Raw genomic sequence first — 24,037 nt, 5'->3', positions numbered from 1 at the left:
CCGACACCGTCATGGCAACCGCTTCCCACGACACACATGCACATGCGCATACGCCCATGACATTACCCGAGCACGCACGCGATTTCGCGCGCTCGCCGGGACTCCCGCGGGTCATCGCGCTGGCCGCCGTCATCGGGTTGTGCGGCGTTCCCGCTGCATGGCTGCTGCTCAACCTCATCCAGGGCTTCACCAACCTGTTTTTCTACCAGACGCTCTCGTTCGCGCCACGCTCACCGGCACATCACACCCTCGGCGTTGCGGTCATCGCGCTACCCGTGATTGGCGGGCTGATCGTCGGCGCGATGGCGCGTTTCGGCAGCGACAAGATCCGGGGTCACGGTATTCCCGAAGCCATCGAAGCCATACTCTTCGGCAAGAGCCGGATGTCGCCGCGCGTGGCCGTGCTCAAACCGCTCTCGTCCGGCATTGTGATCGGCAGCGGAGGACCGTTCGGCGCGGAAGGACCGATCATCATGACGGGCGGCGCCATCGGCTCGCTCATCGCGCAGCACTTCCATCTCAGTGCAGCCGAGCGCAAGACCTTGCTCGTAGCGGGTGCCACTGCGGGCATGACAGCCGTGTTCGGCACGCCGGTCGCCGCCGTGCTGCTCGCGGTCGAACTGCTGCTCTTCGAATGGCGCCCACGCAGCCTGCTGCCCGTGATCGTGGCCTGCGCGGTGGCGGGTTTCGCGCGCCCGCTGCTGCTCGACGCCGGGCCCCTGTTCCCGATGGCAACGCCTGCTGTCGCACCGATCGCGGTGCTCTCCTGCCTGATCGCCGGTGTATGCGCCGGTCTGCTCTCGGCTGGCATGTCGCGCGCACTGTATGCCATCGAAGACGCCTTTCACAAGCTGCCCGTGCACTGGATGTGGTGGCCGGCCATCGGCGGTCTCGCCGTGGGCATCGGCGGTTATTTCGAACCACGGGCGCTGGGCGTCGGCTACGACGTGATCGCGGACCTGCTCGCGGGTCATTTCACGCTGCACGCCGCGCTCGCGCTACTGCTCGTCAAGGCGCTCATCTGGGCGATCGCGCTGGGCTCGTGCACGTCGGGCGGCGTGCTCGCCCCGCTGCTCATGATCGGCGCCGGGCTCGGCACATTGCTCGCCCCGGTGCTCCCCGGCGGCGACATCACGCTGTGGGCGCTCGTGTGCATGGCCGCCACGCTCGCCGGCGTACTCGGTGCGCCGCTCACGGCCATCGTCTTCGCGCTGGGTCTCACGCACGACGTGAATGCACTGCTGCCGCTATTGCTGACATGTGGCGTGTCGTACGGCGTCACGATCTGGATAATGCCGCGCTCGATCATGACGGAGAAGATCGCGCGACGCGGACGCCACATTCATCGCGAGTATGGTGTCGACCCGCTCGAACGACTGCACGTCGGCGAGCTGATGACCCGCGAGCCGGAAGCGCTCGATGCGAATCTCCCGATCGACGACGCGGCGCAAAAGGCCTTCGGTCCCGCACAGCGGCATCGCGCCTATCCGGTGGTGGACGCCTCGCGTGCGGTGCTCGGCATGGTGGACCGTCAGGCACTGACGCAAGCGAAGGTGCGAGGCCTGCGCACGCTCGGCGAGTTGTATGGCGTCAACCCGCCGCTCGTCGCCTTGCCGTCCGAGACGGCACGCATCGTGTCGGCCCGTCTCGCCGCCCATCATCTGGAACGTCTGCCCGTGGTGAGCGATGCCGTGTCACGCAGGCTCGTCGGCATCATCAGCCGCAGCGATCTCGTGAAGCCCGCCGAGCACTGGCGCGCCGAAGAAGAAGTGCGCGAGCGCATGCTGCACATCGGACGCAGGCGTCGCTGAGCATACGTCGACAAGACGGTCGACGAACGGCGTCGGCGTCGGCGTCGGCGTCGCCTGCCGGACGTATGTGGCGTGCCTCCCATTGACGCGCGCCGCACCCTTGATTCACCATCGGGGACTTCATCCCACCGAATGCGCACCGATGCGTGCGCGGCTTCCCGATGGCGACGACCCGATCCCGCAAGGCACCCAGCCCAGCCACCGCAACGGCCATGCCCGACAAGCACATTCGCATCGGCGTTGGCGGCTGGAATTTTGCGCCCTGGCAAGGCACCTTCTATCCCGAGAAGTGGCCCAAGCGCCGCGAACTCGAATACGCCAGCCAGCACCTCACCTCCATCGAAATCAACAGCACGTTCTACGGTTCGCAGAAACCCGAGACCTTCCGCAGCTGGTTCGCGCAAACGCCCGACGACTTCGTGTTTTCGGTAAAGGCATCACGCTACGCCACGCATCGACGTGTGCTTGGGGAAGCAGGCGAGTCCATTGCGCGCTTCTTCGATAGCGGGGTGCTGGAACTGGGAAAGAAGCTCGGCCCGGTGAACTGGCAGTTCGCTCCGACGAAGGCGTTCGACGCAGAGGATTTCGAGCATTTCCTGAGCCTGCTGCCGACCACGGCGGGCGGACAGACGATTCGCCATGCGCTCGAAGTCCGTCATGAGAGTTTTGCGGTGCCCGAATTCATCGCGCTGGCACGCAAGTACAAGGCGGCGATCGTGCTGGCGGGGGACGCCAAGTTCCCCTGTATTGCCGACGTCACCGCGCCGTTCGTCTATGCGCGCCTGATGGGCACGCAGGCGCGCTACAAGCAAGGGTACGCCCCCAAGGCGATGGCGCAATGGCTTGCACGCGCGCGCGTTTTCGCCGAGGGCGGCATCCCCGAGGATCTCGACACGCTCGCCAAAGCGCCGCCCAAAGCGAAACAACGCGACGTCTTCCTTTATGTCATCAGCGGCTTCAAGGAAAGTAATCCGGCTGCGGCAATGGCGATGATCGAGGCGCTAAAAGGCACCGAAGCGCGCTGAAAGGCGTTGACAAGCGCTGACAAGCCGCCTCAACTCAATGCAGCGCAGCGGAATTGCGCGCGTCGGCAGCGTTCTGTGCCGGAAGGTCACCACGGGCGCGCTCCCACGCATTTTTGGCGAGCAACGCGAGCGTCGCAATCACGGCCGGAATCGCCAGCAGCGAGAACGTCGCGGAAAAGCCCAGATGACGGCGCACGAGCTCCGCGCCCAGCAGTGCCCCGGCGATCCCGCCGAAACGGCCGATCCCGAGCATCCATGCCACCCCCGTCGCACGCCCCTGGGTCGGGTAGAACATGGCGGCAAGCGAGGGCATCGACGACTGCGCACCGTTCATCGCCGTACCCGCGAGGAAGATCAGCGTGACGAGCATGCCGATGTTGCCGATCGCCTGCCCCACGGCATACACGAGCACCGCAGTGAGCGCGTAGCCCAGCGCCACCACCTTCTGCGCATTGAACTTGTCCATCAGCCAGCCCGAGAGAATCGTGCCGATGCCGCCGCCAAGCGGGAACAGCGCCGTAATCAGGGCCGCGCGTTCGATGGTAAAGCCGGCATCCTTGAACAGGATCGGCATCCAGCTCGTGAGCAAATAGAAGATCACGAGGCCCATGAAATAGGTCACCCAGAGCATCAGCGAACCGAAACCGTACTGCTTCGAGAGCACCACGCCCACCGCCGAGCCGGTGCGTTGCGGCGCGGCCTCGTTCACCGTGAACGTGTCGACGCCGTCGAAAGATTCGCCCGCGATGCGCGAGAGAATGCGACGCACACGCGCCAGCGGCTTTTGCTTGACGACGAGGAACTTCACCGACTCGGGCAAGCAGATGATCAGCAGCACCGACAGCGCCAGCGGCAACACGCCGCCGAGCACCAGCACGCTGTGCCAGCCGAAGTGCGGGATCAGCCACGAGGCGACGAAACCGCCGACCGACGCGCCCAACGGGAACCCACAGAACATCGTATTGACGATCACGGCGCGACGCGCTTGCGGCGCGTACTCCGAGATCAGCGTCACGGCGTTGGGCATGGCGGCGCCCAGCCCGAGCCCCGTCAGAAAACGCAGCACCGTGAGCGTCTGCAAATCCTGTGCGAACGCAGTGGCAAGGCTTGCGACGCCAAAGAACACGACGGACAGGACCAGCACTGTCTTGCGCCCGATCTTGTCGGCCATCGGACCGGCGAAGATCGCGCCGCCCGCCAGACCGAAGAGCGCTGCGGAGAGCACCGGGCCGAGCGAGCCCTTGTCGATGTGCCACTGCGCCACGAGCGAGGGTGCGATATAGCCGATGGCAGCCGTATCGAAGCCGTCGATCGCCACAATGAAGAAACACAGAATCAGCACCAGCCATTGATAGCCGGAAAACCGCTGTGCGTTGATGTAGGCGGGCACGTCCACCGTGCGCGGATGATTCATGACGCTGTCTCCTCGGGGCGGGGGCCCCGTTGTTCATTCCATTATTTTTCTGCCGCTAATGTACGTCCTTCCCCCGCCCGCCGAAATGATCTTTCGTCAGGCCATCCATAACGCGTGGTTATGGGTGACGCCACCGGAGGCCGTTATAGCACACCGGTGGACGGGATCCGAGGTCTTAGCAGTCGTACATGCTTTAACGGCGTCGGGCATTCTTCGCTGGAATGCCGAATCAGGCCGAGCGAATTCAGACGAGCGGCAGGCCGACGTAGTTTTCCGCCAGCATCAGCGATGCGGCGCGTGAGCTGACCACGTATTCCAGTTCCGCGCGTTGCATCTGTTGCTCGAACGGCGTGGCGTCATCGAGACGGTGCAGCATGCGCGTCATCCAGTACGAGAAGTGCTCCGCACGCCAGATCCGTTTTAGCGCGGCATCGGAGTATCCCTGCAACGCGGTTTCACTGTCGCGATGAAAGAAGTCGTCGAGCGCGCGCGACAGACGCCACACGTCAGCTACGGCAAGGTTCATGCCCTTGGCGCCGGTCGGCGGCACGATATGCGCCGCGTCGCCCGCAAGGAACAGCCGCCCGTACTGCATCGGCGTTGCGACAAAGCTGCGCATCGCCACCACGTTCTTCTGGAAGATCGGCCCCTCCTTCAGACGCCAGCCGTCGTCGCTTTCCGTGCGCGTGTGCAGTTCTTCCCAGATACGCGCGTCGCTCCATTGCTCGGCGCGCTCGCTCGGGTCGCACTGGAAGTACATGCGCTGCACCGTCGGCGAGCGCGTGCTGATGAGCGCGAAGCCGCGTTCATGTGCGGCATAGATCAGCTCGTCCGACGAGGGCGGCGCCTCAACGAGCACGCCGAACCAGCCGAACGGATACATGCGCTGGTATTCCTTGCGCACCGAGGCCGGCATCGCCGGGCGGCACACGCCATGGAAGCCGTCGCAGCCCGCAATGAAATCACACGTGAGCCGGCGCGTCTGACCGTTCACCGTGAACTGCACGCTCGGCTGGGTGCTGTCGACGTCGTGCACGGAAACGTCCGCTACGTCGAACAGGATCTCGCCCTGTGCCGCTTCTCGCGCGGCGATCAGGTCCTTGATGACTTCATGCTGCGCGTAGACGGTGATCGAGCGCCCCGTGAGCTCCGTGAGCGCGATGCGATGACGCTCGCCGCCGAACGCGAGTTCGACGCCGTGGTGGACTGCGCCTTCGCGACGCATGCGCTCGCCCACGCCGGTCTCGTTGAGGATGTCCATGGTGCCCTGCTCCAGCACGCCGGCACGAATGGTCGATTCGACCGACTCACGCGAGCGCGATTCGAGCACGATAGATTCGATGCCCTTGAGGTGCAGCAAATGGGAAAGCAGCAGACCGGCGGGTCCGGCACCGACGATGACGACGGGGTAATGGGTACGCATGAGTTGTCTCCTGTAATGGCGACGCCCGCGTCCGGCACACTGGTTCCGGACATCTCGTGACATAGGGCAAGGTCATCGGGCGAATTGCACTTCTTGGTTGCTTCTTGGTTGCTTCACGCTCAATGCACCTGTTTAGGACTGCGCGTAAACGAGCATGTACCGAGCCTGTCCGAAGCGTTTTTAATGCCTTGTCACGAGGGGCGAATGCGTCATATCTTATGGAGCGCGCGCGTCGCGTTGAATGGATGAATCGACGACTTTCTTGTACTTTTTCGACAACTTCGACCAAGGGAAAACCAGTATGTCAGGCGCGTCATCCCGGCTGCGCGCGGCGCGCGAGACGATCCCGGAATTCTCGCTGTACGGCGAGTTGACCGAAACCGACAGCGCAGACTTCGTCCATATCGAATGGATCGAGACACGCAGCCGTCTCTACGACTGGCATATCGATACACATCGCCATCTGGGACTCTTTCAGGTCCTCGCGATTTTCGAAGGAACGGTCGAGGCGAATGTCGACGACGCGACCTGGGAAGTCGAGGGCCCGGCGGTCATCACGGTGCACCCGTCCGCCGTGCACAACTTCCGTTTCTCGCGCGGCGCACACGGGTTCGTGCTCACCATGGCGCAGAGCGTGCCCTTCGACGCCGCCATCGGGGCCGACGCCGACATGACGTCGCTGCTGCGCAAACCGTGGCTCTTTGCGCTGGCCGACGCACCGCAAACCCGCGACCGGCTCTACACGCTGCTCGGTCTGATCATGGACGAGTTTTCACGCCCGCAACTGGGTCACGCGGAAATGGTCGGCTGGCTCACGCGCAGCGTGCTGCTACTGCTCGCGCGGTTGCATGCGCATCACGATTCGGCCACGCGCACGGGCCGCACCGAACTGGATCTGTTCGCCCGCTTCCGTGCGCTGGTGGAAACGCATTACACCGAAGCGTGGGCTGTCCCGGCCTATGCCGAGCGGCTGCATGTGACGGAGAGCAAGCTCAATCGTCTGTGTCGGCGCATCGCGGGAAAATCGGCGTTCGATCTCGTGCAGGACCGGCTGATGCTCGAAGCGCGGCGCAAGCTCATTTACATTCCCGCGCCGGTGTCCCATGTGGCCTACGAGCTGGGTTTTCAGGACCCGGCCTACTTTTGCCGTGTGTTCAAACGGCATGTGGGCGTCACACCGTCCGCCTTCCGGCGAACGGCGCAACACGCACATCTGGGCGACGACCCCGTGAAGGCCGACGCCCTCGCGTTGGCAAGCGACGTGGACGCGTGACGTCCTGAGGTCCTGACGTCCTGGCTCCCTGACGCGTCAGGACGCCTTCAGGAAACTCAGCAACGCTTCGGTCACCGCGGGCGCACACTCGATGTTCGACAGGTGCGCGCCGGGCACGATAACCTGCTTCGCGCCCGCAATACGCTCGACGATGGCCGTCGACATGGCGGGCGGCGTCGCCAGATCGCCTGATCCCGTAATGACCAGCGTCGGCGCGGTGATTGCGGCGATCTCGTCGAGCTGATTCATATCGCGCACGGCGGCACACGCGGCCGCGTAGCCGGCTGGGGCGAGCGAGCGGAACATTGCCTTCATGCGCTCGACACCGGCACTTTCACGCTCGGCATACGCCGGCGTGAACCAGCGCGACACCACCGCGTCGGTCACGGCGCCCATGCCCTCGGCGAGCACGGTACGAATCCGCGCGTTCCACACATCTTCCGCACCGATGTGCGCCGACGAGCAGACGATGGCGAGACGATTCAGGCGCTGCGGCGCATGAATGCCCAGCCACATCCCGGTCATGCCGCCCATCGAGACGCCTGCGAGGCTCGCACGCTCGACGTCGAGCGCATCGAGCAGCGCGACCACGTCGCGGCCGAGCTGGTCGATGACGTATGGTCCGGGTGTCACGGACGATCCGCCGTGACCACGCGTGTCGTAGCGAATCACACGGAATTCGCGCGAAAGCGCAGGCACTTGCGGCGCCCACATGTCGAGCGTCGTGCCCAGCGAGTTCGACAGCACGAGCGCCGGCGCGCGGTCGTCGCCATCGATGGCCACACGCAGTTGGGCATCGCCCACGTCGATCAGACGTTCTACGGTCATTCGTCTCGTCTCCTCAATCCTGGGCATCGCCAGGCCGGTTCGGTCGGTCCGCCGGCGTGCGTGTCGTCGAGCCGGGATCGGCGGCCTCCATCTCGGCAAACACCTTCTCGGCGTCGTGAATCGCCTGATTGGCGGCCGGCAGACCGGCGTACAACGCGGCGTGCATGAACAGTTCCTTCATCTCGTCACGCGTCACGCCGTTGTTGAACGCCGCTCGCACGTGCATGCGGAATTCGTCGCCGCGATTGAGCGCGATCAGCAGCGACAGCGTGATCATGCTGCGCGTGTGACGGGTAAGCCCCGGGCGGGTCCAGATGTCGCCCCACGCGAAACGTGTGATGAAGTTCTGGAAGTCGTCGTTGAATTCGTTGCGGCGCGTGAGCGTGCGGTCGACGTGTGCGTCGCCGAGCACGCTGCGTCTGACCTGCATGCCGTTGTCGTAGCGTTCCTGATCGTTCATTGGGGTGTCCTGCCAGTTGGGGAGGGCGGCACTGCGGTGTCGGCGAGCGCGAGCACACGGCTCACGAACGTGTCGGCAGCGCCAAGGTAGTGTTGGGGGTCCATCAGACGCGCCAGCGCATCGGCGCCGAGCACTCGGGTGATGTCGGTGTCTTCACGCAGAACGTCGAGCAGATGGCGATGCTGCGCAATGGCATCGCGGCAATGCGCTTCGACACGCCGATGTGCCTCCAGACGGCCCATCGATTCGCCGAGAGCCATCGTCACGGCTTCGGCCATGATGAGGCCGTGCGTCACATCGAGGTTCGCACGCATGCGCGCCGTGTCCACGGTCCAGTCCTCCACCAGCGCGCATGCGGTGGTGAGTGCGCCGCCGCACAGCATGAGCAGCTCGGGCAAGGTCTCCCATTCGGCGTGCCAGGTGCCCAGCCCGCGCTCGTGGTCCTGTTGCATGGCGCCGAACAGGGTCGCGACGAGTTGCGGCGTGCGCGCCGCAGCGGCAAGTATCGCCGCGCAGCCGACCGGATTGCGCTTGTGCGGCATGGTCGACGACCCGCCGCGCCCCGCCCCGGATGCTTCCGCAATTTCGCCCACTTCCGTTTGCGTGAGCAATGCCGTGTCGCGCGCGAACTTGCCGAGCGTACCGGTGAGCGAAGCTGCCCAACTGCCCACGCGCACGACGCGATCGCGCTGGCCGTGCCACGGTGTGCCGGCATCCGAGAGTCCAAGGCGACGCGCAAGCGCCGCCGCCACGGTGGGGCCCTTATCGCCGAGCGATGCGAGCGTGCCCGCCGCACCGCCGAACTGCACGTACAGCACCTGTTCGCGCACGTTGGCGAGATCGGCGCGCGCGCGCAGCAAGGCGTCGAGCGTGCCCGCCAGTTTCAGGCCGAACGTAATCGGCAGCGCGTGTTGAAGCCAGGTCCGGCCGATCATTACGGTGGCGCGATGCTCGCGGACTTGCGCGGCAAGTCGACGAATCAGCGTGTCGAGATCGGCGCCGAGGTCGTCGAGCGCGCCGCGAACTTGCAGGATCAGACCGGTATCGATGGCGTCCTGACTCGTCGCGCCCCAATGGACGAAACGCGCTGCGTCGGCATCGAGCGTCTTCACGCGGGCGGTAAGTTGCTTGACCAGAGGAATGGCGAGATTACCCGCACGGGCGGCGTCGTCGCGCAGGGCGGTCCAGTCGAGTTCGCCAGCGCGTGCGGCAGTGGTAATCGGGGCGACGGCGGCAGCGGGGATCAGACCGGCTTCGGCTTCGGCGGCAGCGAGCGCCACCTCGAAGTCGAGCATGCCCTGGAGCGTGGCGTCGCGAGAAAAACGCGCCGTCACGGCAGCGCCGCGCAGCAAGGAGTCAAGCAGTTCCGTCATCGGAGAATCGATGGTTGGTGCGTTGCAAAAATGCAGATACGGCGACGGGCCACCCGCATTCGCATGCCGGCAGCCCGCAGCCGCGCCAGTTACAGCCTTACATGACCGGTATCAGAGGTCCAGGAATACCGTCTCCTCGTCGCCCTGCATGCGGATGTCGAACCGGTACGTCACACGCCCGCCATCCACCTCACGGCGAGCCACCAGCGTGTGGCGACGCTCGGCGGGCACTTGTTGCAGCACGGGGTCGGCCGCATTGGCCGCTGCCTCGTCTTCGAAATAGATACGCGTAAACAGATGATTGAGCAAGCCCCGCATCGTCAGAATGACGTCGATGCGCGGTGCTTCGCCCGGCACGGCCACCCCCGGCTTGACCGTCTCGATGACGAAGCGGTTTTCGGCGTCGGTGCCGGTGCCGCAGCGAGCGGCGCCGGCAAACCCGGTGCGCTCGATGTCCTCAGCCGTCTCGACATAGCGGCCATTGGCATCGGCCTGCACGATTTCGATGAGGGCATCGTTGATCGGGTTGCCCGCGCCATCGAGCACCTGCCCCACCAGGCGGATGCGCTCGCCTTCGGCGCGATCGGACGCGACCACCGGCGTGAATGCGCTCTTGAAGTCGTAGAGGTACTGCTCCGGCGACAGGCCATAAGCGAAGTACGGGCCGACGGTCTGCGACGGCGTTTGCTTGTAATCTGACATGGCTCAGGACTCCATCGGCGTTTGGTCGGCACCGCGCAGCACGATGTCGAATTCGTAACCCAGTGCGTACTCCGGCTCGGTAATGTCCATCGAGAAGCGCGCGATCAGGCGCTCACGCGCTTGCGCGGGGGTCGCCTGGAAGATCGGATCGTAAGCGAGGAGCGGATCGCCCGGGAAGTACATCTGCGTGACCAGTCGGGTCGCGAAGTAATGACCGAACACCGAGAAGTGCAGATGCTGCGGACGCCACGCATTGTGGTGATTCTTCCACGGGTACGCGCCCGGCTTGATCGTCAGGAATTTGTAGCGACCTTCGGCATCGGTGAGCGCACGGCCCGCCCCAAGGAAGTTGGGATCGAGCGGCGCATCATGCTGATCGACCTTGTGAACGTAACGCCCGCAGGCGTTCGCCTGCCAGAGCTCGACGAGCGTGTTCGGTACCGGACGACCGCCTTCGTCGAGCACGCGGCCCGTCACGATCATGCGCTCGCCAAGCGGCTCGCCGTTGCGAACGGCATTGCGCGTGAGGTCGCCGTCCAGAGCGCCGATGATGCCGTTGCCATACACCGGCGAGCGCAGATCCGCGAGGTTCTGCTTCACTGGCACGAGCAATTGTTTGGGGCCGCGCAGCGCCGTGGACTTGTACCCGCTGTCGATGAGCTTGGGATGCGAATCCCAATCGCGGGGGCGCAGGACGGTTGTCGTCTTCGACATGGTCTCACTCCATTTTGTGTTGACTGATCTGGCAGGCGCGATGGCCGGTCGCCAGCTTGTTTTCGACACTATATCCATAATCAACGGATATATTTATTGACATTTTCTTAGGCTTTTCATAACTTCCCGGCATGGAAAGACACCTACTCGACGGACGCATCAAGCTGCGCCATTTGCAGTGCCTGCTGGCGGTTGCCCAGCACGGCAGCCTGCAGCGCGCCGCGGAAGCGCTGTCCATTACGCAGCCGGCCGTGAGCAAGACCATTGCCGAACTCGAAGGCCTGCTGGGCGTGCGACTGTTCGACCGGGGTCGCAACGGCGCGCGTCCCACAGCGCAGGCCGAACTCTTCCTGCGGCATGCCGGGGCGAGCGTGAGCGCACTGCGCCAGGGTATCGACGTGCTCTCGCGGGCCGTCGGGCAGACCGGCGGCGTCATCGAGATCGCCGTGCTGCCAACACTGGCCGCCGCGATGATGCCCGGCGTACTCGAAGCCTTCCGACGCGAATGGCCCGGCATCGTGGTGCAGGTGCATACCGGCGCGAACCAGCAATTGCTCGCGCAGTTGAAGTCTGGCCAGGTCGCGCTGGCGCTGGGCCGCATGTCCGATCCGCAGGGCATGGCGGGCCTCACGTTCGAGCATCTGTGCGCCACGCCGTTGTGCGTGGTGGTGCGACCCGGGCATCCCCTCGTGCAGCAGCGCAGCGTGTCGATGGCCGACATCGCCAACTTCCATGTGGTGTTGCCGCCGCACGGCACGATCCTGCGCCATACGGCGGACAGCTTTCTTCGTGCACATGGCGTGGGCACGCTCGACGACTATTCCGAACTGCTCTCGATGTCGCTCGCGCGCGCCATGACGCTGCGCGACGACGTCGTGTGGATCGCCTCCGAGATCACCGTGCAGGACGACCTCGCCGACGGGGCGCTGTGTGCGCTGCCGTTCGCCACGCAGGGCACCGAAGAATCGATCGGCATTCTGTGGCGCAACGACACGGTCCCCACACCGCCGGAACAGACGCTCATCAGCGCCATGCGCGAAGCCGCGCGGGTGCGCTACGGCACCCCCGGTCTGCGATGAACGCCATGACCGTGCCGGCCACGATGACAGCCATGACAACGCTGCCGGCATCGCGCGTCAGGCCGCTGCCGCGTCGGCCTTCGCCGGCGCCAGTCCCAACATGCGCACCGCGTTGTCCTTGAGCAGCAGCGGTTTGACTTCGTCGCGAAATCCCGCGGTCTCGAAATCCTTCAGCCAGCGATCCGGCGCGATGAGCGGGAAGTCCGAGCCGAACAGCATCTTCTCTCGCAACAGCGAGTTGGCATACTGAATCAGCTCCGGCGAGAAATACTTCGGCGACCAGCCCGACAGATCGATGTAGACGTTTGGCTTGTGCAACGCAATGGACAACGCCTGCGATTGCCAAGGCCACGATGGGTGCGCAATCACAATGTTCATATCGGGAAAGTCGGTCGCCACATCGTCCAGATGAATCGGCTCCGAGTACTTCAGGCGCAGACCTCCCCCGCCCGGCATGCCCGAGCCGATGCCCGAATGGCCGCTGTGAAACACCGCCGTGAGCTTGTACTCCGCGATGAGTTCGTACATCGGATACGCCATGCGGTCGTTGGCGAAGAAGCCCTGCATCGTGGGATGGAACTTGAAGCCGCGTACCCCGAACTCCTCGACGAGCCGACGTGCCTCGCGCACCCCCATGCGTCCTTTGTGCGGGTCGATGCTCGCGAACGCGATCATGATGTCGGCGTTTTCCTGTGCAAAGCCTGCAATTTCTTCGTTGGGGATGCGCCGACGACCGATGTTCGCTTCGCAATCGACGGTAAACATCACGAAACCGATGTTGCGTTCGCGGTAATGCGCGATGGTCTCGGGAATCGTGGGGCGACGGTTCTGCTTGAGCACCGTGCCGAAGTACTTGTCGGCGGCGTCGTCGAACGCCTTGCCGAACAGATCGGGCGGCTGGCAGCACGATACCTCGGCATGCACGTGGGTATCGATGGCGACGAGTTTGTCGAGATTCATTGTGCCGTCTCCGGATCCTTGATTTGTGCAGCGACGATCGCCATGGCGCGGCGCGTCTCCGGCAACGCGAACTTGAGCCAGAAGCGCGCCGCGCGCTGCTTGTTGCCGCTGTTGCCGCCCCCCGCGTCGGCCACGGCCGCTTGCGCCCAGAGGCCTGCCATGGACAAGCCGTGCACCGCTCGCATCGCTTCGCCCGCGACGCACAGCGCGGCGCGCGGTGACGTGCGTGCGAGCGAGACGAGCGACGGCATCAATGCCATCCAGTCGTCGAGGCACGCGAGTGCGTCGCCAAACCCACTTAGCGTGTCGAGCGCTTTCGCTTCGTTCATGCGCGCCCTGCCCCACGCCAGCCATTGGCCGAGTGCAGCGCCCTCGTCCCTGACGATCTTTCGCATCAAAAGATCGATGGCCTGAATCTCGTTCGTCCCCTCGTAGATCATGGGAATGCGCGCATCGCGCACGAACTGCGAGATCCCCGTCTCTTCCACGTAACCGTAGCCACCGAACACTTGCAAAGCGTCGCTCGCGCCCAGAAACGCCTGCTCCGTGAGCATCGCTTTGACGACGGGGGTGAGCAGCGCCGCCAACGCGTCGGCTTGCGCGCGCGCCTCGGCCGTGTCGGCGTGATGCGCTTCATCGATAGCGAGCGCGGCGCGATACAGCAGCAGGCGTGCGCCTTCGAGCGCGACACGCTGGCCTTCGAGCAAACGCCAGACCGCCGGATGCTGTGCGATCGGCGCGTGTGCATCGGCCCCCGGCACGCGCGACTGCACCCGCTCCTGCGCATGGCGCACGGCCATCTCGCAGGCGCTTTGCGCCAGACCCACGGCGGATGCACCGACATGCAACCGCGCCGAGTTCATCATGGCGAACATCGCTTCCAGACCGCGATGCGGCGCGCCGACGAGATAGCCCGTCGCCCCTTCGAAGGCCATCGAGCACGTTGCGCTGCCGCGAATGCCCATCTTGTGTTCGATGCCGGTGCAATACGCGGCATTGCGTTCGCCATTGGCGAGCCACTTGGGGACGAGGAAAAGCGATAAACCGCCGCTGCCCGCCGGCGCATCGGGCGTGCGCGCGAGCACGAGATGCAGGATGTTCGGGGTGAGGTCCTGATCGCCGCCGGAGATGAAAATCTTCTCGCCAGTCACGCGGGCGACGCCATCTCCCGCGTCGATCCACTCGGCGCGCGTGCGAATCTGGCCCAGATCGCTCCCCGCGCCGGGTTCGGTCAGACACATCGTGGCGAGCGATTCCCCAGTGACCAACGGGCCGAGCCATGCGTCGCGCAGCGCCTGGCTGCCGAAACGGTGGAGGCACTCATACGCGCCGTGAAGAATGCCGGGATACATCGTCCATGCGAGATTCGCACCGGCGCTCAGTTCCTGCACGGCGATCTGCGCCACGACCGGCAAGCCCTGCCCGCCGAGCGACGGATCGCAAGGCAGCGACGGCCAGCCGGAGTCTCTGTACTGACGGTAGGCATCGGCGAACCCTGCGGGGGTTGTGACGTTTCCGTCGTGAAACGTGCAGCCTTCGCGATCGCCCACGGCATTTAACGGCGCAATCACTTCACGCGAGAACTTCGCCGCTTCGTCGATCACCTGCACCAATGTCGCGGTGTCGAAATCCCGATAGGGAGCGAGGCGTGTCAACGCCTCTCCCACCCCGAGCCGATCCAGCACGAACGCGATATCCTCGGCCGCGCTGCGCAGTTCCGAATGTCCCATGTCAGCGCTTCGCCGCAGCGAGAATCACGCGCGCGTCGCCCGCCTTCGCGGCATGCAGCATGTCGACGATGTCGGCGCGATGGTCCTGCACCGCGCGTTGATTGATCGACCCCTTGTCGGTCACTTCGCCACGATCGAGCGAGGGCGGCGTATCGAGCAGCAGCAGACGTGCCACCGTCGTGGCGCTGCCGCTGGCGTTCGCGTTGAGCTTCGCCAGCAGCGAGGCGAATACGTCGCGCACCGGCGCAGAGGCCAGCACGTCGGACAGCGGCGCCTCTCTGGGCAGCCCGCTCAGGCGCCGGCAATCCTCGACACGCGGGAAGATCATCAGTCCGATGTCATCGCGATTGATCCCGGTGATAACGGCGTCCTGAACATACGGCGCCCCCTCCGAAATCACGCGGGCGCGCAACGGCCCCACGCTCACGAACGTTCCCGAGCTCAGCTTGAAGTCCTCGGTGATACGGCCGTCGAACTGGAGCCCCGCTTCGGGGTCGTTCTTGTCGACGAACGTGGCAGCGTCACCCGTGCAGTAATAGCCCTCCTCGTCGAACACCGCCTCCGAAGATTCGTGCCGCCAATATCCGGCCATGACGTTCGGGCCGCGAAAACGCACTTCGAGCTTGCCGCCGACCGGTGCGAGCTTCACCTCGCAACCGGGCGCAGGCAGGCCGATATACCCTGCGCGCATGACCGGCCCCGTCGTGAACATGCAGCTCGGCGCCGTCTCCGTCATGCCCAGGCCGGACATGATGCGAATGCGCTCGCCGCAATGGGTTTCCGTCACACGCTCCAGCCGGTCCCAGGCCGCCTGAGACAGCCCGGCGCCGCCGAAGAAATAGAGGTTCACCTTCGCGAAGAAGCGCTCGCGCAGCACGGCGTCGCTCTCGAGCGCGATGGCGAGGTCTTCCCAGCCCTTCGGCACGTTGAAGTACACCGTGGGCGAAATCTCGCGCAGATTGCGCAGCGTCTCTTCGAACTTCCCGGCAACAGGCTTGCCGTCGTCGATGTAGAGCGTGCCGCCGTTATACAGCGCGATGCCCACATTGTGACTGCCGCCGTACGTGTGATTCCATGGCAGCCAGTCGACCAGCACCGGCGGGGTTTCGCCAAACGTCGGGAAAGTTTGCAGCAGCATCTGCTGGTTGCTGCACAGCATGCGCTGTGTGGTCGGCACCGCTTTGGGAAGACGTGTCGAGCCCGAAGTGAAAAGCACCTTCGCGATCGTGTCTCCGGTCACTTGCGCATGCGTTGCGTCGATATCGCGCGGCACGGCGTCGAGCAGTGCGTCGAATGCCAGCGTGTTGTTATCGCCGTTTTCGGTCACGCGAATCACGTCGGCGTCGAGCACGGCATCCATGGCGCGGGCGTAGGCGTTCGCGTCGCTCGCGTACACGAGGCCCGGGCGCAGCAAGCCGAGCGTGTGGCGCAGTTTGCCGTAGTCCGTCGACACGATGGAATAGGCCGGTGAAATCGGCGCGAACGGCACCCCTGCGTACATCGCGCCGAGTGCGAGCTGGAAGTGTTCGAGATCGTTGCCCGACAGGATCGCAATCGGGCGTTGCGCCGACAGGCCACGGTCGCGCAATGCCTGCCCGATGGCGCGCACGCGCAGCAGCATTTGCCCATAGGTAATGCCGATCCACTCGCCATCCTTGCCGCGACGCGCCACCAGCAAGCGCTCAGGGTGCTTCGCCGCCCCCGAGACGAGGCGGTCCGTCAGTCGCTCCGGATAGTCGCCCAGTGTCTCGCGCGAGCGCAGATACCAGAACTCGCCTTCGCGCAGGATTTCGACACCGGGATTGCCGATGGCGACCTGACGATAGCGATGTCCGGCCATGTTATTGCCTTGGTTCACAAACTGTCTCCTGCTTTGGGCCGTCGCGACGCTCTCTCGGTAGCGCTCGCGCGGCCCCCTCCTCATCCCTTCGGGATGGGATCAGATCGGGTAATGGCGCGGCGTTGTCTGCACGGTAATCCAGCGCAGTTCGGTGAATTCGCCGATGGACGCCTTGCTGCCGAAACGCCCATAGCCGCTGGCCTTCACGCCGCCGAACGGCATCTGCGCTTCGTCGTGCACCGTGGGACCGTTGATGTGGCAAATGCCCGATTCGATGCGTTTGGCCAGTTGCAGCGCACGCGACACATCGCGACTGAAGATCGCCGCCGACAGACCGAACTCGCTGTCGTTTGCGACGCGCACCGCCTCATCGTCGCCGTTCACACGCTGGATCGTGACCACCGGGCCGAACGACTCTTCGCGATACAGTCGCATCGCCGTCGTCACGCCGTCGACGATCGTCGCCTGCATGATGGCGCCCTCGACGCGGCAGCCCAGCGGCAGGCGTGCACCATGCTCGCGAGCGTCCTCGACCAGTGCGGCCACGCGCGACGCTGCCTGCGCGCTCACCATCGCCCCGAGCACGCTGTCGGGCGAGGTCGGCGATCCGGCGTGCAGCTTGGCGGCTTTGGCCGTCAGCTTTTCGACGAAGGCGTCGGCCACACGCGCATCGACGATCACGCGCTCGGTCGACATGCAGATCTGTCCCTGATTGAAGAACGCGCCGAAGGCAACGCCATCGACAGCCGCATCGAGATCCGCGTCGTCGAGTACCAGCACCGGAGCCTTGCCGCCGAGTTCGAGCAGCGCGGGCTTCAGATGTTCGGCCGCGACTCGCGCGATGATGCGCCCGACATGCGTGGAGCCCGTGAAGTTCACGCGACGCACCGCCGGATGCGCGATCAGTCGCGCCACGATATCACCGGCGTCCTGCGGCGCGTTGGTGACGACGTTGACCACGCCGTCGCCCAGACCCGCTTCGTGCAGACACGCCCCGATCAGCGCATGCACGCCGGGACATTGCTCCGACGCCTTGAGCACCACCGTGTTGCCGCACGCAAGCGGCATGGCGAGGGCGCGCGTGGCGAGAATCACCGGCGCGTTCCACGGCGCAATGCCGAGCACCACGCCGACCGGCGCGCGCACGGCCATCGCGAGACTGCCGGGCACATCGCTCGGAATCACGCTGCCGTCGATCTGCGTGGTCATCGCCGCCGCTTCGCGCAGCATGTTCGCCGCGAGCATGACGTTGAAGCCATACCAGTTCGCCATTGCCCCGGTCTCTGCGGCGCCGATGGCGATGAACTCCGCCGCACGCGCATCCATGCGCTCGGCCGCCGCGAGCAAACGCTGACGACGCGCCGTCGGCGAGAGCGCCGCCCAGGCGGGAAACGCGGCCTGCGCGGCGTCGACCGCCGCATCGGCGTCGGCCAGCGTGGCAGCCGGCGCACGCGTCGCCACTTCGCCCGTCACCGGGTCGATGCGCTCGAACGTCGCGCCCCCTTGTGCGCCACGCCACTGGCCGCCGATCAGCATCTGCACTTCATGCATTGCGCTACTCCTCACTCATTCGGTCACGGTACGACGGCGCGTATCAGCGCTTGTAGGCTTGCAGGCCCGGCTTGATCGACTTGTCGTCGAGGAACTGCTTGAGACCCTGCTCGCGGCCATGCTCCGGATCGCGCAGTTGTGCCTGATCGAGCTTGGCATACAGGTAATCTTCGCACTGCTCCCAGGTGAGTTCACGCGAACGCTTGAAGCCATGCTTGGCGGCGCGCAGCACCACCGGGTTCTTTTCGAGCAGCTTGGCGGCCAGCGCCAGCGTCGCCTCGCGAAGCTGCGCGAGCGGCACGCTCTGGTTCACGAGGCCCATGTCGGCCGCTTCACGGCCGGTGAACGTGTCACCCGTCATGATGTAGTGCAGCGCGCGACGGTGACCGACCGTGTCTGCCATGGCCTTGCTCACCAGGTTGCCCGGCGGAATGCCCCAGTTGATTTCCGACAGACCGAAGACGGCGTCGTCGGCCGCAATTGCCAGATCGCAGGCCACCAGCGGCGAGAAGCCACCGCCGAAGCACCAGCCGTTGACCATTGCGATGGTCGGCTTGCTGTACATGCGCAGACGGCGCCACTGCCAGTCGGACGCATCGCGACGCACACGCTCCTGCACGATTTCCGGACCGCCGTCGATCTCACGGAAGTACTCCTTCAGGTCCATACCGGCGGTCCATGCCGCGCCCGCACCGGTGAGCACGACGACCCGCGCGTCGGCATCGAGTTCGAGCGCGTCGAGCACCTGATTCATCTCGGTGTTGAGCGTCGGGCTCATGGCGTTGCGCTTCTCCGGACGATTGAAGGTAATCCAGCCAATGCCACCTTCCACCTTCACGTCGATCGTCTTCCAGCGTCCTTCGTATGCATTCATTTTGCGTCATTCCCAAGTGTTCAGGGCAACCTGCCGACGCGCCGGGAGTGGCGCGCGGCGTTGCCGACAGACACAATTTAATATCAGGTTACCTTACATTGCAAGCGCGACGTTTTCAGGGGAAACCCTGAAGCCGTCGCGCATCTCGCGTCAGAACGTGTGACGCATGCCCAGCATCACGCCTGCCTGGCCTTCGCCTGCGGGCGGCGTGGTGCCGCCACCGCCGCCGCTGACCGAGTAGGCGGCACGGGCGCTGTTGAACAGGTAGGCGGCTTGTGCGTAGACAGCCGTGCGCACGGAGAGCGAATACGTGGCGCGCAGCGTCGTCATGGTGCCGCGCGTGTCGTGGTCGCTGTTGATGATGCGATAGACCTCGCCGTCGATCAGCCATGCCGGCGTGACGTTGTACGCGGCGCCGAGGTAGAACAGGTTCGAGTGCGTGTTGACGGCCGACGTCGATACGCGACGACCCAGCCAGCCGCCGCCGACCTTGAACGCGCCGTACTTGTAGTACGCGCCCAGCGTCGTGCGCGTGTCCTTGTCGCCGCTGCTGGTGAAGGCCGACGTTGCCTGACCGTCGAAGAAGTTGGCCGCCGCGTTGGTACCGCCGCGCTGCTCTTCATACGATGCGGCCACGCCGAAGTTGCTCGCGTCGTATTTGAGCATGACCGACCAGTCGCGGCATTGCACCGACTGGCCCGGCACCTGCCCCGCACAGGTGCCCTGCCCCGGCGAGTTGCCGGTGCCGGCCGAGTCGCGCCCGAACGAGTAGCCCGCGCCGAACGTCAGGCCTTGCCAGCCCACCTGATACGTCACCGAGTTGTCGGTACGCGCATTGGGAATGTAGGCGTCGAACGAGCCCATGCCGTAGATGTCCGGGCCGAGCACGTCGGAGCCGAGCAACGCGTAGTACGTCATCGTGTACTGGCGACCGAACGACAGCGTGCCGTACGGCCCCTTCACGCCCACGAATGCCTGACGGCCGAACAGGCGTCCGCCCTGTCCGAGATCGCCGCCACGAATGTTGAAGCCGCTCTCCAGTTGGAAGATGGCCGCCAGTCCGCCGCCGAGATCTTCCGAACCACGCAGCCCCCAGCGCGAGGGCAGCTCGCCGGTCACGCCGGGCATGCGTACGACGGCGCCGTTCACGCTCGCATGCGAGACGTATTCGATACCGGTGTCGACGATACCGTACAGCGTGACGTTCGATTGCGCGCCGGCAAGGCCAGGTGCGGCCAGTGCGGCGGTCGTCGCGAGCGCGAGCGGCAGGTGGCGAGAAAGACGAAATGCCATGAGTGTCTCCAGTTTATTGATGTCGTTATGTGCTAAGTGACGCGTGTGAAACCAGAAAAAACGCGACGGCGGCAGTGCTATGCCATCCGTCGCGTGCAAGCGAAGCCGACTGTGCCGGTGTCGGGAATGACACCGGCGGTACCGGTGACAGCGCTGATGAAGGCGCCGGTTCAGTCAGCCGCGCGGGGACGACGGATCAGCATGAGCGCGGCGAGTGCCGCCACGATGGTGACGGGGATGCTCGCGCCGATCACCACGGCTGCGCTGCTGCCCACGGCGAGCAGCATGCCGGCGGCCAGCGGTCCGACGACCGAGCCGATACGCCCGACCGCCACCGCCGCACCGACGCCGGTGCCACGCATGGCCGTCGGATAGTAAGCGGCAGCAAGCGCGTAGAGCACCGACTGGCCGCCGATGATGAACATGCCGGCAAAGAAGGCGGCCGCAGCCAGCACGCTGAAGCCCTGTGCGGCAGCCAGCCCGATGAGCGATGCGATCATGCCGAGATACATCCCGCCGATCACGAGCGACATGCGAGCGCGATCCATCAGATAGCCCAGGCACAGAACCCCAACGGCACTGCCGACGTTGAACAGAATTTGCACCCAGCCGATCTCACCGCGCGCCAGGCCTCGCGAGCCCATGAGCGACGGCAGCCAGTTCAGCAGGAAATACAGCACGATCAGCGTGCAGAAGTACGACAGCCAGAGCTGGACCGTGGACATGCCGCGGCCTTCCGAGAACAGCACGGACGTCATCGGCGCCGGCGTGGCGTTCTGGCCTTGCGACGTTGCCGCCGCGAAGGCGCGCGACTCCGGCAGGAACCAGGCGAGCAACGGCAGGAGCACCAACGGTCCGACGCCGCCCACGTAGAAGATGTGACGCCAGTCGGCGTCGCTCACGGCCAGCATGCCGATGGTTGCCGCAATACCGCCCCCCAGCGGAATGCCGCAGTACATGATGCTCACCGCCGTGCCGCGCGAGCGCGGGGCGACCGCTTCGGACGACAGCGCGATCAGGTTCGGCATGGCGCCGCCCAGCCCGATGCCCGTGAGCACGCGCACGATCACCAGCATCCAGAAGTCCGACACGAACGCCGTGGCGATCGACAGCAGACCGAAGATCGCCGCCGAGAGCATGAGCACGCGCTTGCGGCCGATGCTGTCGGCGAGACGCCCGCCGATCATCGCCCCCGGCAACAGGCCGAACGTGCCTGCCGAGAACGCGATACCCATTTGCGCAACGCTCAGCCCGAACTCCTTGGCCATGCCTCGCGCCGCCACGCCGACCGATTGCAGATCGAGGCCTTCGAGCAGTGCCACGGCGAAACACAGCGCCAGCGTGAGCGCGACCGGACTGGCCGCCCCCCGAGCGTTGTCCGCCCCCAACGGCAACGCCTGAACGTTGCCCTCCCGATTCGATTCCATGGTGTCTCCTGTTATCGTCTTTATGAACTTCGGTCGCCACCCTGCGCGCCCGGCAAACGCCGGAAACGACGTGTCAGCGCCCCCACACAACATCAGGAAACCTGATATTCAACACGAACTTGTGTCGGGCGTGACAACGCTGCGAGAGCGTTGTATCGCTTTCGTCTTACCGGGTCACTGGGATTCGGTCACGCGTTTCTCGTGCACCTGCGCGCAGCAGGCGACGGGGCGCGATCCGGATAGCCGCCGACCGGCATCGAAAGATGCCGAGCGCGGTGACGGACTCCATTTAATATCAAGCAACCTGACAATACAAGCGATCGGCAGGTCGGGACAAACCCGGAGTCAGTCGCGCAGATTGCGCACGAACATTTCGAGATGGCGTTGGACGGCGGCGGCGTCCTCGCGCGACACACCGGCACGCATGCGAGTGTCGATGTCCCTGGCGACGGCCTCGCATTGCGCCAGAACGCGCCGACCCTCATCGGTCAGTTGCAGCAGCACGATACGACCATGGTTCGGATCGGGCTCGCGGGTGATCCACTGGCGCGAGGCCATGACGCTCACGACTTCGTTGGCCGACTGAGGCGTGATGAACGAGCGCTGCGCGAGTTGCGCGTTGGAGAGCTTGCCGCGGGCGTCGAGCACCGAGAGCGCCGTGAACTGCGCCAGCGTGAGACCGAGCGGCGCGAGCGCTTCCGACATATGGCGACGCAGCAGACGATCGAGACTGGCGACGACGTACGTCACGCGCAGCTTCGAGCGGCGCGGACGGGTCTCCGCTACGGTGTCCGCAGTGGCGGAAGTCCCCGAAGTCCCCTGCACCGCCTGAACCGTATCGGCTCCGGCTTCCCGTACGACGTCTTCGGACATGGCGGAGGCATTGGCGGAGGCATTGACGGAAGCCGCGGCGGCAGACTTCCTTTTCTGGGGAACGACGCTCATGATGGGTTGGCGAGAATGCAGATTTTCGCGTAATGCGGGAAAGTCAGCAGTGTAACGCCGCCGTCGCACGGTGGCGACGGTCTGCCCTGCATTCACCCTAACGATGAGCCGCGCTCGCCGAGAGTGCGCCGCCCCTCTCGCATCGGGCGCCAGGATCCGGCGCCCGGCGGCGCCGGTTTCAGCTGGCGAGCTTGCGGAACGTCTCGAGCACGGCGTCGCCCTTGAACGGCTTGACGATCCAGCCCTTCACGCCTGCGGCCTTGCCGCGTTCCTTCATGGCGGGGCTGCTCTCCGTGGTGAGCATCACGACGTTGACGGATGCGTTCGCCAGTTCGCCGCGAATCTTCTCGACCATCGTCAGGCCGTCCATGTTCGGCATGTTCACGTCACTGATGACCAGACGCACCCCGGGGCTGGCCTTGATCTTGGCCAGACCGTCCTTGCCATCGACGGCTGTGTCCACGTCCAGGCCGTTCTTGCGCAGAAAGCCCGCGACTTCGTCGCGCACGGTGCTCGAATCATCGACCACGAGAATCTTCGACATGGTGTTGTCCTTGTGTGTAAGTGAGAGTGTGTGGATGAGCCGGGATCTCAGAACAATTCCAGTGCCCCGGTCTCGACGGGCTCGGCCGCGCCCTGTGCCGCCTCGCGAAATGCCTCGGGCGACCAGTTCAGGCTGAAGACGAAATGCTGATGCAGCGTGACGATCCGGCCATTCACCGGATCGGTCAGGCGGTAGACAAAGCACAACTGCGGATTGTCGGTGCCGAACGTGATGTACTTCTGCTTGTGGTTGATTAGCAGCGGCACCTGCACCTGCGTGCGGTCGACGGCGAGCGGATCGCCCATGTAACGGTTCTTGAACGCACCCCACACGAGATTCGTCAACTCGCCCAGCATGCCGTTGAGTTCGCGAAAACCCGCCTGCCCTTCGCAGCGACCGGTGTGTTCGAGCAACTGCATGAACGGCACCTGTTCGGCCTGCATCATCATGTAGCCCCGGCACCAGGCGCTCTCCAGCGGGATCAGGCTGAACACTTCGCCGAAGATGATGCGCTCGCGGACCACGCTGGGCGAATCGCAGGTCACTTCGATGTCACCGAACAGACCGCGGAACACGCCGTCGGTAATGTCGATCATGCCCCGCACGAGGGCGTCCGGATACTCGTGCTCAACGCTGTCTTCGAGGATCAGGAACTGGCTGACCGACTCGCGGGAGGTGCTTCGGTTCATTGTCGTAATTTTCCTAGGACGTGAGTCTTGCAAGTCTTGTAAGTCTTGGAAAGCAATCGGCGCCGGCGAATGTGGCGCGACG

The 24,037-nt window shown here is 65.0% G+C and carries 21 protein-coding genes; 4 read left to right on the top strand and 17 right to left on the bottom strand.

Features of this window, described 5'->3' with window-relative positions:
- Positions 1-11 precede the first annotated feature (11 nt).
- Positions 12-1,811 carry a chloride channel protein gene (locus tag PCA31118_RS15425; RefSeq protein WP_425495364.1) on the top strand — a complete coding sequence of 600 codons (1,800 nt, stop codon included), beginning with the start codon at positions 12-14 and terminating at the stop codon, positions 1,809-1,811.
- Positions 1,812-1,972: 161 nt separating this feature from the next.
- Entirely contained in the window at positions 1,973-2,836 is an 864-nt protein-coding gene (locus PCA31118_RS15420; protein WP_150626027.1) for a DUF72 domain-containing protein, read from the top strand.
- A gap of 34 nt (positions 2,837-2,870) precedes the next feature.
- On the opposite strand, the gene PCA31118_RS15415 is transcribed toward PCA31118_RS15420, so the two are convergent.
- Positions 2,871-4,250: an MFS transporter gene (locus PCA31118_RS15415; protein WP_150626026.1), complete on the bottom strand. Its 1,380-nt coding sequence runs from the start codon at positions 4,248-4,250 to the stop codon at positions 2,871-2,873.
- Between the two features lie 244 nt (positions 4,251-4,494).
- Entirely contained in the window at positions 4,495-5,673 is a 1,179-nt protein-coding gene (gene pobA, locus PCA31118_RS15410; RefSeq protein ID WP_150626025.1) for a 4-hydroxybenzoate 3-monooxygenase, read from the bottom strand.
- Positions 5,674-5,974: 301 nt separating this feature from the next.
- On the opposite strand from pobA, the gene PCA31118_RS15405 reads away from it, so the two are divergent.
- Positions 5,975-6,946, top strand: coding sequence for a helix-turn-helix domain-containing protein (locus PCA31118_RS15405; protein ID WP_174990488.1), 972 nt, complete (start codon positions 5,975-5,977; stop codon positions 6,944-6,946).
- Positions 6,947-6,982: 36 nt separating this feature from the next.
- Here PCA31118_RS15405 and pcaD read toward each other — a convergent pair whose 3' ends face one another.
- From pcaD to pcaH, 5 genes are all read right to left on the bottom strand, one after another.
- A complete protein-coding gene (pcaD, locus tag PCA31118_RS15400) occupies positions 6,983-7,774 on the bottom strand; it encodes a 3-oxoadipate enol-lactonase (RefSeq protein WP_150626023.1) in 792 nt (263 codons plus the stop codon).
- 13 nt (positions 7,775-7,787) lie between these two features.
- Complete coding sequence (pcaC, locus tag PCA31118_RS15395) at positions 7,788-8,234, bottom strand: 4-carboxymuconolactone decarboxylase (protein ID WP_150626022.1); 447 nt, start codon at positions 8,232-8,234, stop codon at positions 7,788-7,790.
- A complete protein-coding gene (locus PCA31118_RS15390; RefSeq protein ID WP_150626021.1) occupies positions 8,231-9,607 on the bottom strand; it encodes a 3-carboxy-cis,cis-muconate cycloisomerase in 1,377 nt (458 codons plus the stop codon). The genes pcaC and PCA31118_RS15390 overlap by 4 nt, the downstream gene beginning before the upstream one ends.
- 111 nt (positions 9,608-9,718) lie before the next feature.
- Entirely contained in the window at positions 9,719-10,309 is a 591-nt protein-coding gene (gene pcaG / locus PCA31118_RS15385) for a protocatechuate 3,4-dioxygenase subunit alpha (protein WP_150626020.1), read from the bottom strand.
- Positions 10,310-10,312: 3 nt separating this feature from the next.
- A complete protein-coding gene (gene pcaH, locus PCA31118_RS15380) occupies positions 10,313-11,023 on the bottom strand; it encodes a protocatechuate 3,4-dioxygenase subunit beta (protein WP_044454473.1) in 711 nt (236 codons plus the stop codon).
- Between the two features lie 131 nt (positions 11,024-11,154).
- Here pcaH and pcaQ point away from each other — a divergent pair, with 131 nt between their 5' ends.
- Entirely contained in the window at positions 11,155-12,102 is a 948-nt protein-coding gene (pcaQ, locus tag PCA31118_RS15375) for a pca operon transcription factor PcaQ (protein WP_150626019.1), read from the top strand.
- A gap of 57 nt (positions 12,103-12,159) precedes the next feature.
- On the opposite strand, the gene PCA31118_RS15370 is transcribed toward pcaQ, so the two are convergent.
- The 10 genes from PCA31118_RS15370 to PCA31118_RS15325 all read right to left on the bottom strand — a co-directional run bounded on the left by PCA31118_RS15370 (position 12,160) and on the right by PCA31118_RS15325 (position 23,955).
- Positions 12,160-13,062 carry an amidohydrolase family protein gene (locus tag PCA31118_RS15370; protein WP_150626018.1) on the bottom strand — a complete coding sequence of 301 codons (903 nt, stop codon included), beginning with the start codon at positions 13,060-13,062 and terminating at the stop codon, positions 12,160-12,162.
- The gene (locus tag PCA31118_RS15365) at positions 13,059-14,792 is read right to left on the bottom strand and encodes an acyl-CoA dehydrogenase family protein (protein WP_150626017.1); all 1,734 of its coding nucleotides are present in this window, start codon (positions 14,790-14,792) and stop codon (positions 13,059-13,061) included. The genes PCA31118_RS15370 and PCA31118_RS15365 overlap by 4 nt, the downstream gene beginning before the upstream one ends.
- A 1-nt stretch (position 14,793) precedes the next feature.
- Positions 14,794-16,632 (bottom strand): feruloyl-CoA synthase, encoded by a 1,839-nt coding sequence (locus PCA31118_RS15360; protein WP_150626176.1) that lies wholly within the window; start codon positions 16,630-16,632, stop codon positions 14,794-14,796.
- A 99-nt stretch (positions 16,633-16,731) separates the two neighbouring features.
- Entirely contained in the window at positions 16,732-18,183 is a 1,452-nt protein-coding gene (locus tag PCA31118_RS15355; RefSeq protein WP_150626016.1) for an aldehyde dehydrogenase, read from the bottom strand.
- A gap of 43 nt (positions 18,184-18,226) precedes the next feature.
- A complete protein-coding gene (locus PCA31118_RS15350) occupies positions 18,227-19,057 on the bottom strand; it encodes a p-hydroxycinnamoyl CoA hydratase/lyase (protein WP_044454467.1) in 831 nt (276 codons plus the stop codon).
- Positions 19,058-19,207: 150 nt separating this feature from the next.
- Positions 19,208-20,350 (bottom strand): porin, encoded by a 1,143-nt coding sequence (locus PCA31118_RS15345; protein ID WP_150626015.1) that lies wholly within the window; start codon positions 20,348-20,350, stop codon positions 19,208-19,210.
- Between the two features lie 170 nt (positions 20,351-20,520).
- A complete protein-coding gene (gene mhpT, locus PCA31118_RS15340) occupies positions 20,521-21,777 on the bottom strand; it encodes a 3-(3-hydroxy-phenyl)propionate transporter MhpT (protein ID WP_246190249.1) in 1,257 nt (418 codons plus the stop codon).
- Positions 21,778-22,122: 345 nt separating this feature from the next.
- Positions 22,123-22,722, bottom strand: a complete 600-nt coding sequence (locus tag PCA31118_RS15335; protein ID WP_246190248.1) for a MarR family winged helix-turn-helix transcriptional regulator — start codon at positions 22,720-22,722, stop codon at positions 22,123-22,125.
- Positions 22,723-22,900: 178 nt separating this feature from the next.
- Complete coding sequence (locus PCA31118_RS15330; RefSeq protein WP_039400475.1) at positions 22,901-23,266, bottom strand: response regulator; 366 nt, start codon at positions 23,264-23,266, stop codon at positions 22,901-22,903.
- A gap of 47 nt (positions 23,267-23,313) precedes the next feature.
- Positions 23,314-23,955 (bottom strand): chemotaxis protein CheX, encoded by a 642-nt coding sequence (locus PCA31118_RS15325; RefSeq protein ID WP_052810903.1) that lies wholly within the window; start codon positions 23,953-23,955, stop codon positions 23,314-23,316.
- Positions 23,956-24,037: the final 82 nt, after the last annotated feature.

The sequence above is a fragment of the Pandoraea captiosa genome, from assembly GCF_902459775.1.
Lineage (GTDB): Bacteria > Pseudomonadota > Gammaproteobacteria > Burkholderiales > Burkholderiaceae > Pandoraea > Pandoraea captiosa.
Note: the sequence above shows the minus strand (reverse complement) of the source record. Positions and strands in the feature narration are given on the sequence as shown.

Bases quoted from the DNA above. Each gene is read 5' to 3' on its own strand.
- PCA31118_RS15425 (WP_425495364.1), top strand. From the start codon at position 12: ATGGCAACCGCTTCCCACGACACACATGCACATGCGCATACGCCCATG.
- PCA31118_RS15420 (WP_150626027.1), top strand. From the start codon at position 1,973: ATGGCGACGACCCGATCCCGCAAGGCACCCAGCCCAGCCACCGCAACG.
- PCA31118_RS15415 (WP_150626026.1), bottom strand. From the start codon at position 4,250: ATGAATCATCCGCGCACGGTGGACGTGCCCGCCTACATCAACGCACAG.
- pobA (WP_150626025.1), bottom strand. From the start codon at position 5,673: ATGCGTACCCATTACCCCGTCGTCATCGTCGGTGCCGGACCCGCCGGT.
- PCA31118_RS15405 (WP_174990488.1), top strand. From the start codon at position 5,975: ATGTCAGGCGCGTCATCCCGGCTGCGCGCGGCGCGCGAGACGATCCCG.
- pcaD (WP_150626023.1), bottom strand. From the start codon at position 7,774: ATGACCGTAGAACGTCTGATCGACGTGGGCGATGCCCAACTGCGTGTG.
- pcaC (WP_150626022.1), bottom strand. From the start codon at position 8,234: ATGAACGATCAGGAACGCTACGACAACGGCATGCAGGTCAGACGCAGC.
- PCA31118_RS15390 (WP_150626021.1), bottom strand. From the start codon at position 9,607: ATGACGGAACTGCTTGACTCCTTGCTGCGCGGCGCTGCCGTGACGGCG.
- pcaG (WP_150626020.1), bottom strand. From the start codon at position 10,309: ATGTCAGATTACAAGCAAACGCCGTCGCAGACCGTCGGCCCGTACTTC.
- pcaH (WP_044454473.1), bottom strand. From the start codon at position 11,023: ATGTCGAAGACGACAACCGTCCTGCGCCCCCGCGATTGGGATTCGCAT.
- pcaQ (WP_150626019.1), top strand. From the start codon at position 11,155: ATGGAAAGACACCTACTCGACGGACGCATCAAGCTGCGCCATTTGCAG.
- PCA31118_RS15370 (WP_150626018.1), bottom strand. From the start codon at position 13,062: ATGAATCTCGACAAACTCGTCGCCATCGATACCCACGTGCATGCCGAG.
- PCA31118_RS15365 (WP_150626017.1), bottom strand. From the start codon at position 14,792: ATGGGACATTCGGAACTGCGCAGCGCGGCCGAGGATATCGCGTTCGTG.
- PCA31118_RS15360 (WP_150626176.1), bottom strand. From the start codon at position 16,632: ATGGCCGGACATCGCTATCGTCAGGTCGCCATCGGCAATCCCGGTGTC.
- PCA31118_RS15355 (WP_150626016.1), bottom strand. From the start codon at position 18,183: ATGCATGAAGTGCAGATGCTGATCGGCGGCCAGTGGCGTGGCGCACAA.
- PCA31118_RS15350 (WP_044454467.1), bottom strand. From the start codon at position 19,057: ATGAATGCATACGAAGGACGCTGGAAGACGATCGACGTGAAGGTGGAA.
- PCA31118_RS15345 (WP_150626015.1), bottom strand. From the start codon at position 20,350: ATGGCATTTCGTCTTTCTCGCCACCTGCCGCTCGCGCTCGCGACGACC.
- mhpT (WP_246190249.1), bottom strand. From the start codon at position 21,777: ATGGAATCGAATCGGGAGGGCAACGTTCAGGCGTTGCCGTTGGGGGCG.
- PCA31118_RS15335 (WP_246190248.1), bottom strand. From the start codon at position 22,722: ATGAGCGTCGTTCCCCAGAAAAGGAAGTCTGCCGCCGCGGCTTCCGTC.
- PCA31118_RS15330 (WP_039400475.1), bottom strand. From the start codon at position 23,266: ATGTCGAAGATTCTCGTGGTCGATGATTCGAGCACCGTGCGCGACGAA.
- PCA31118_RS15325 (WP_052810903.1), bottom strand. From the start codon at position 23,955: ATGAACCGAAGCACCTCCCGCGAGTCGGTCAGCCAGTTCCTGATCCTC.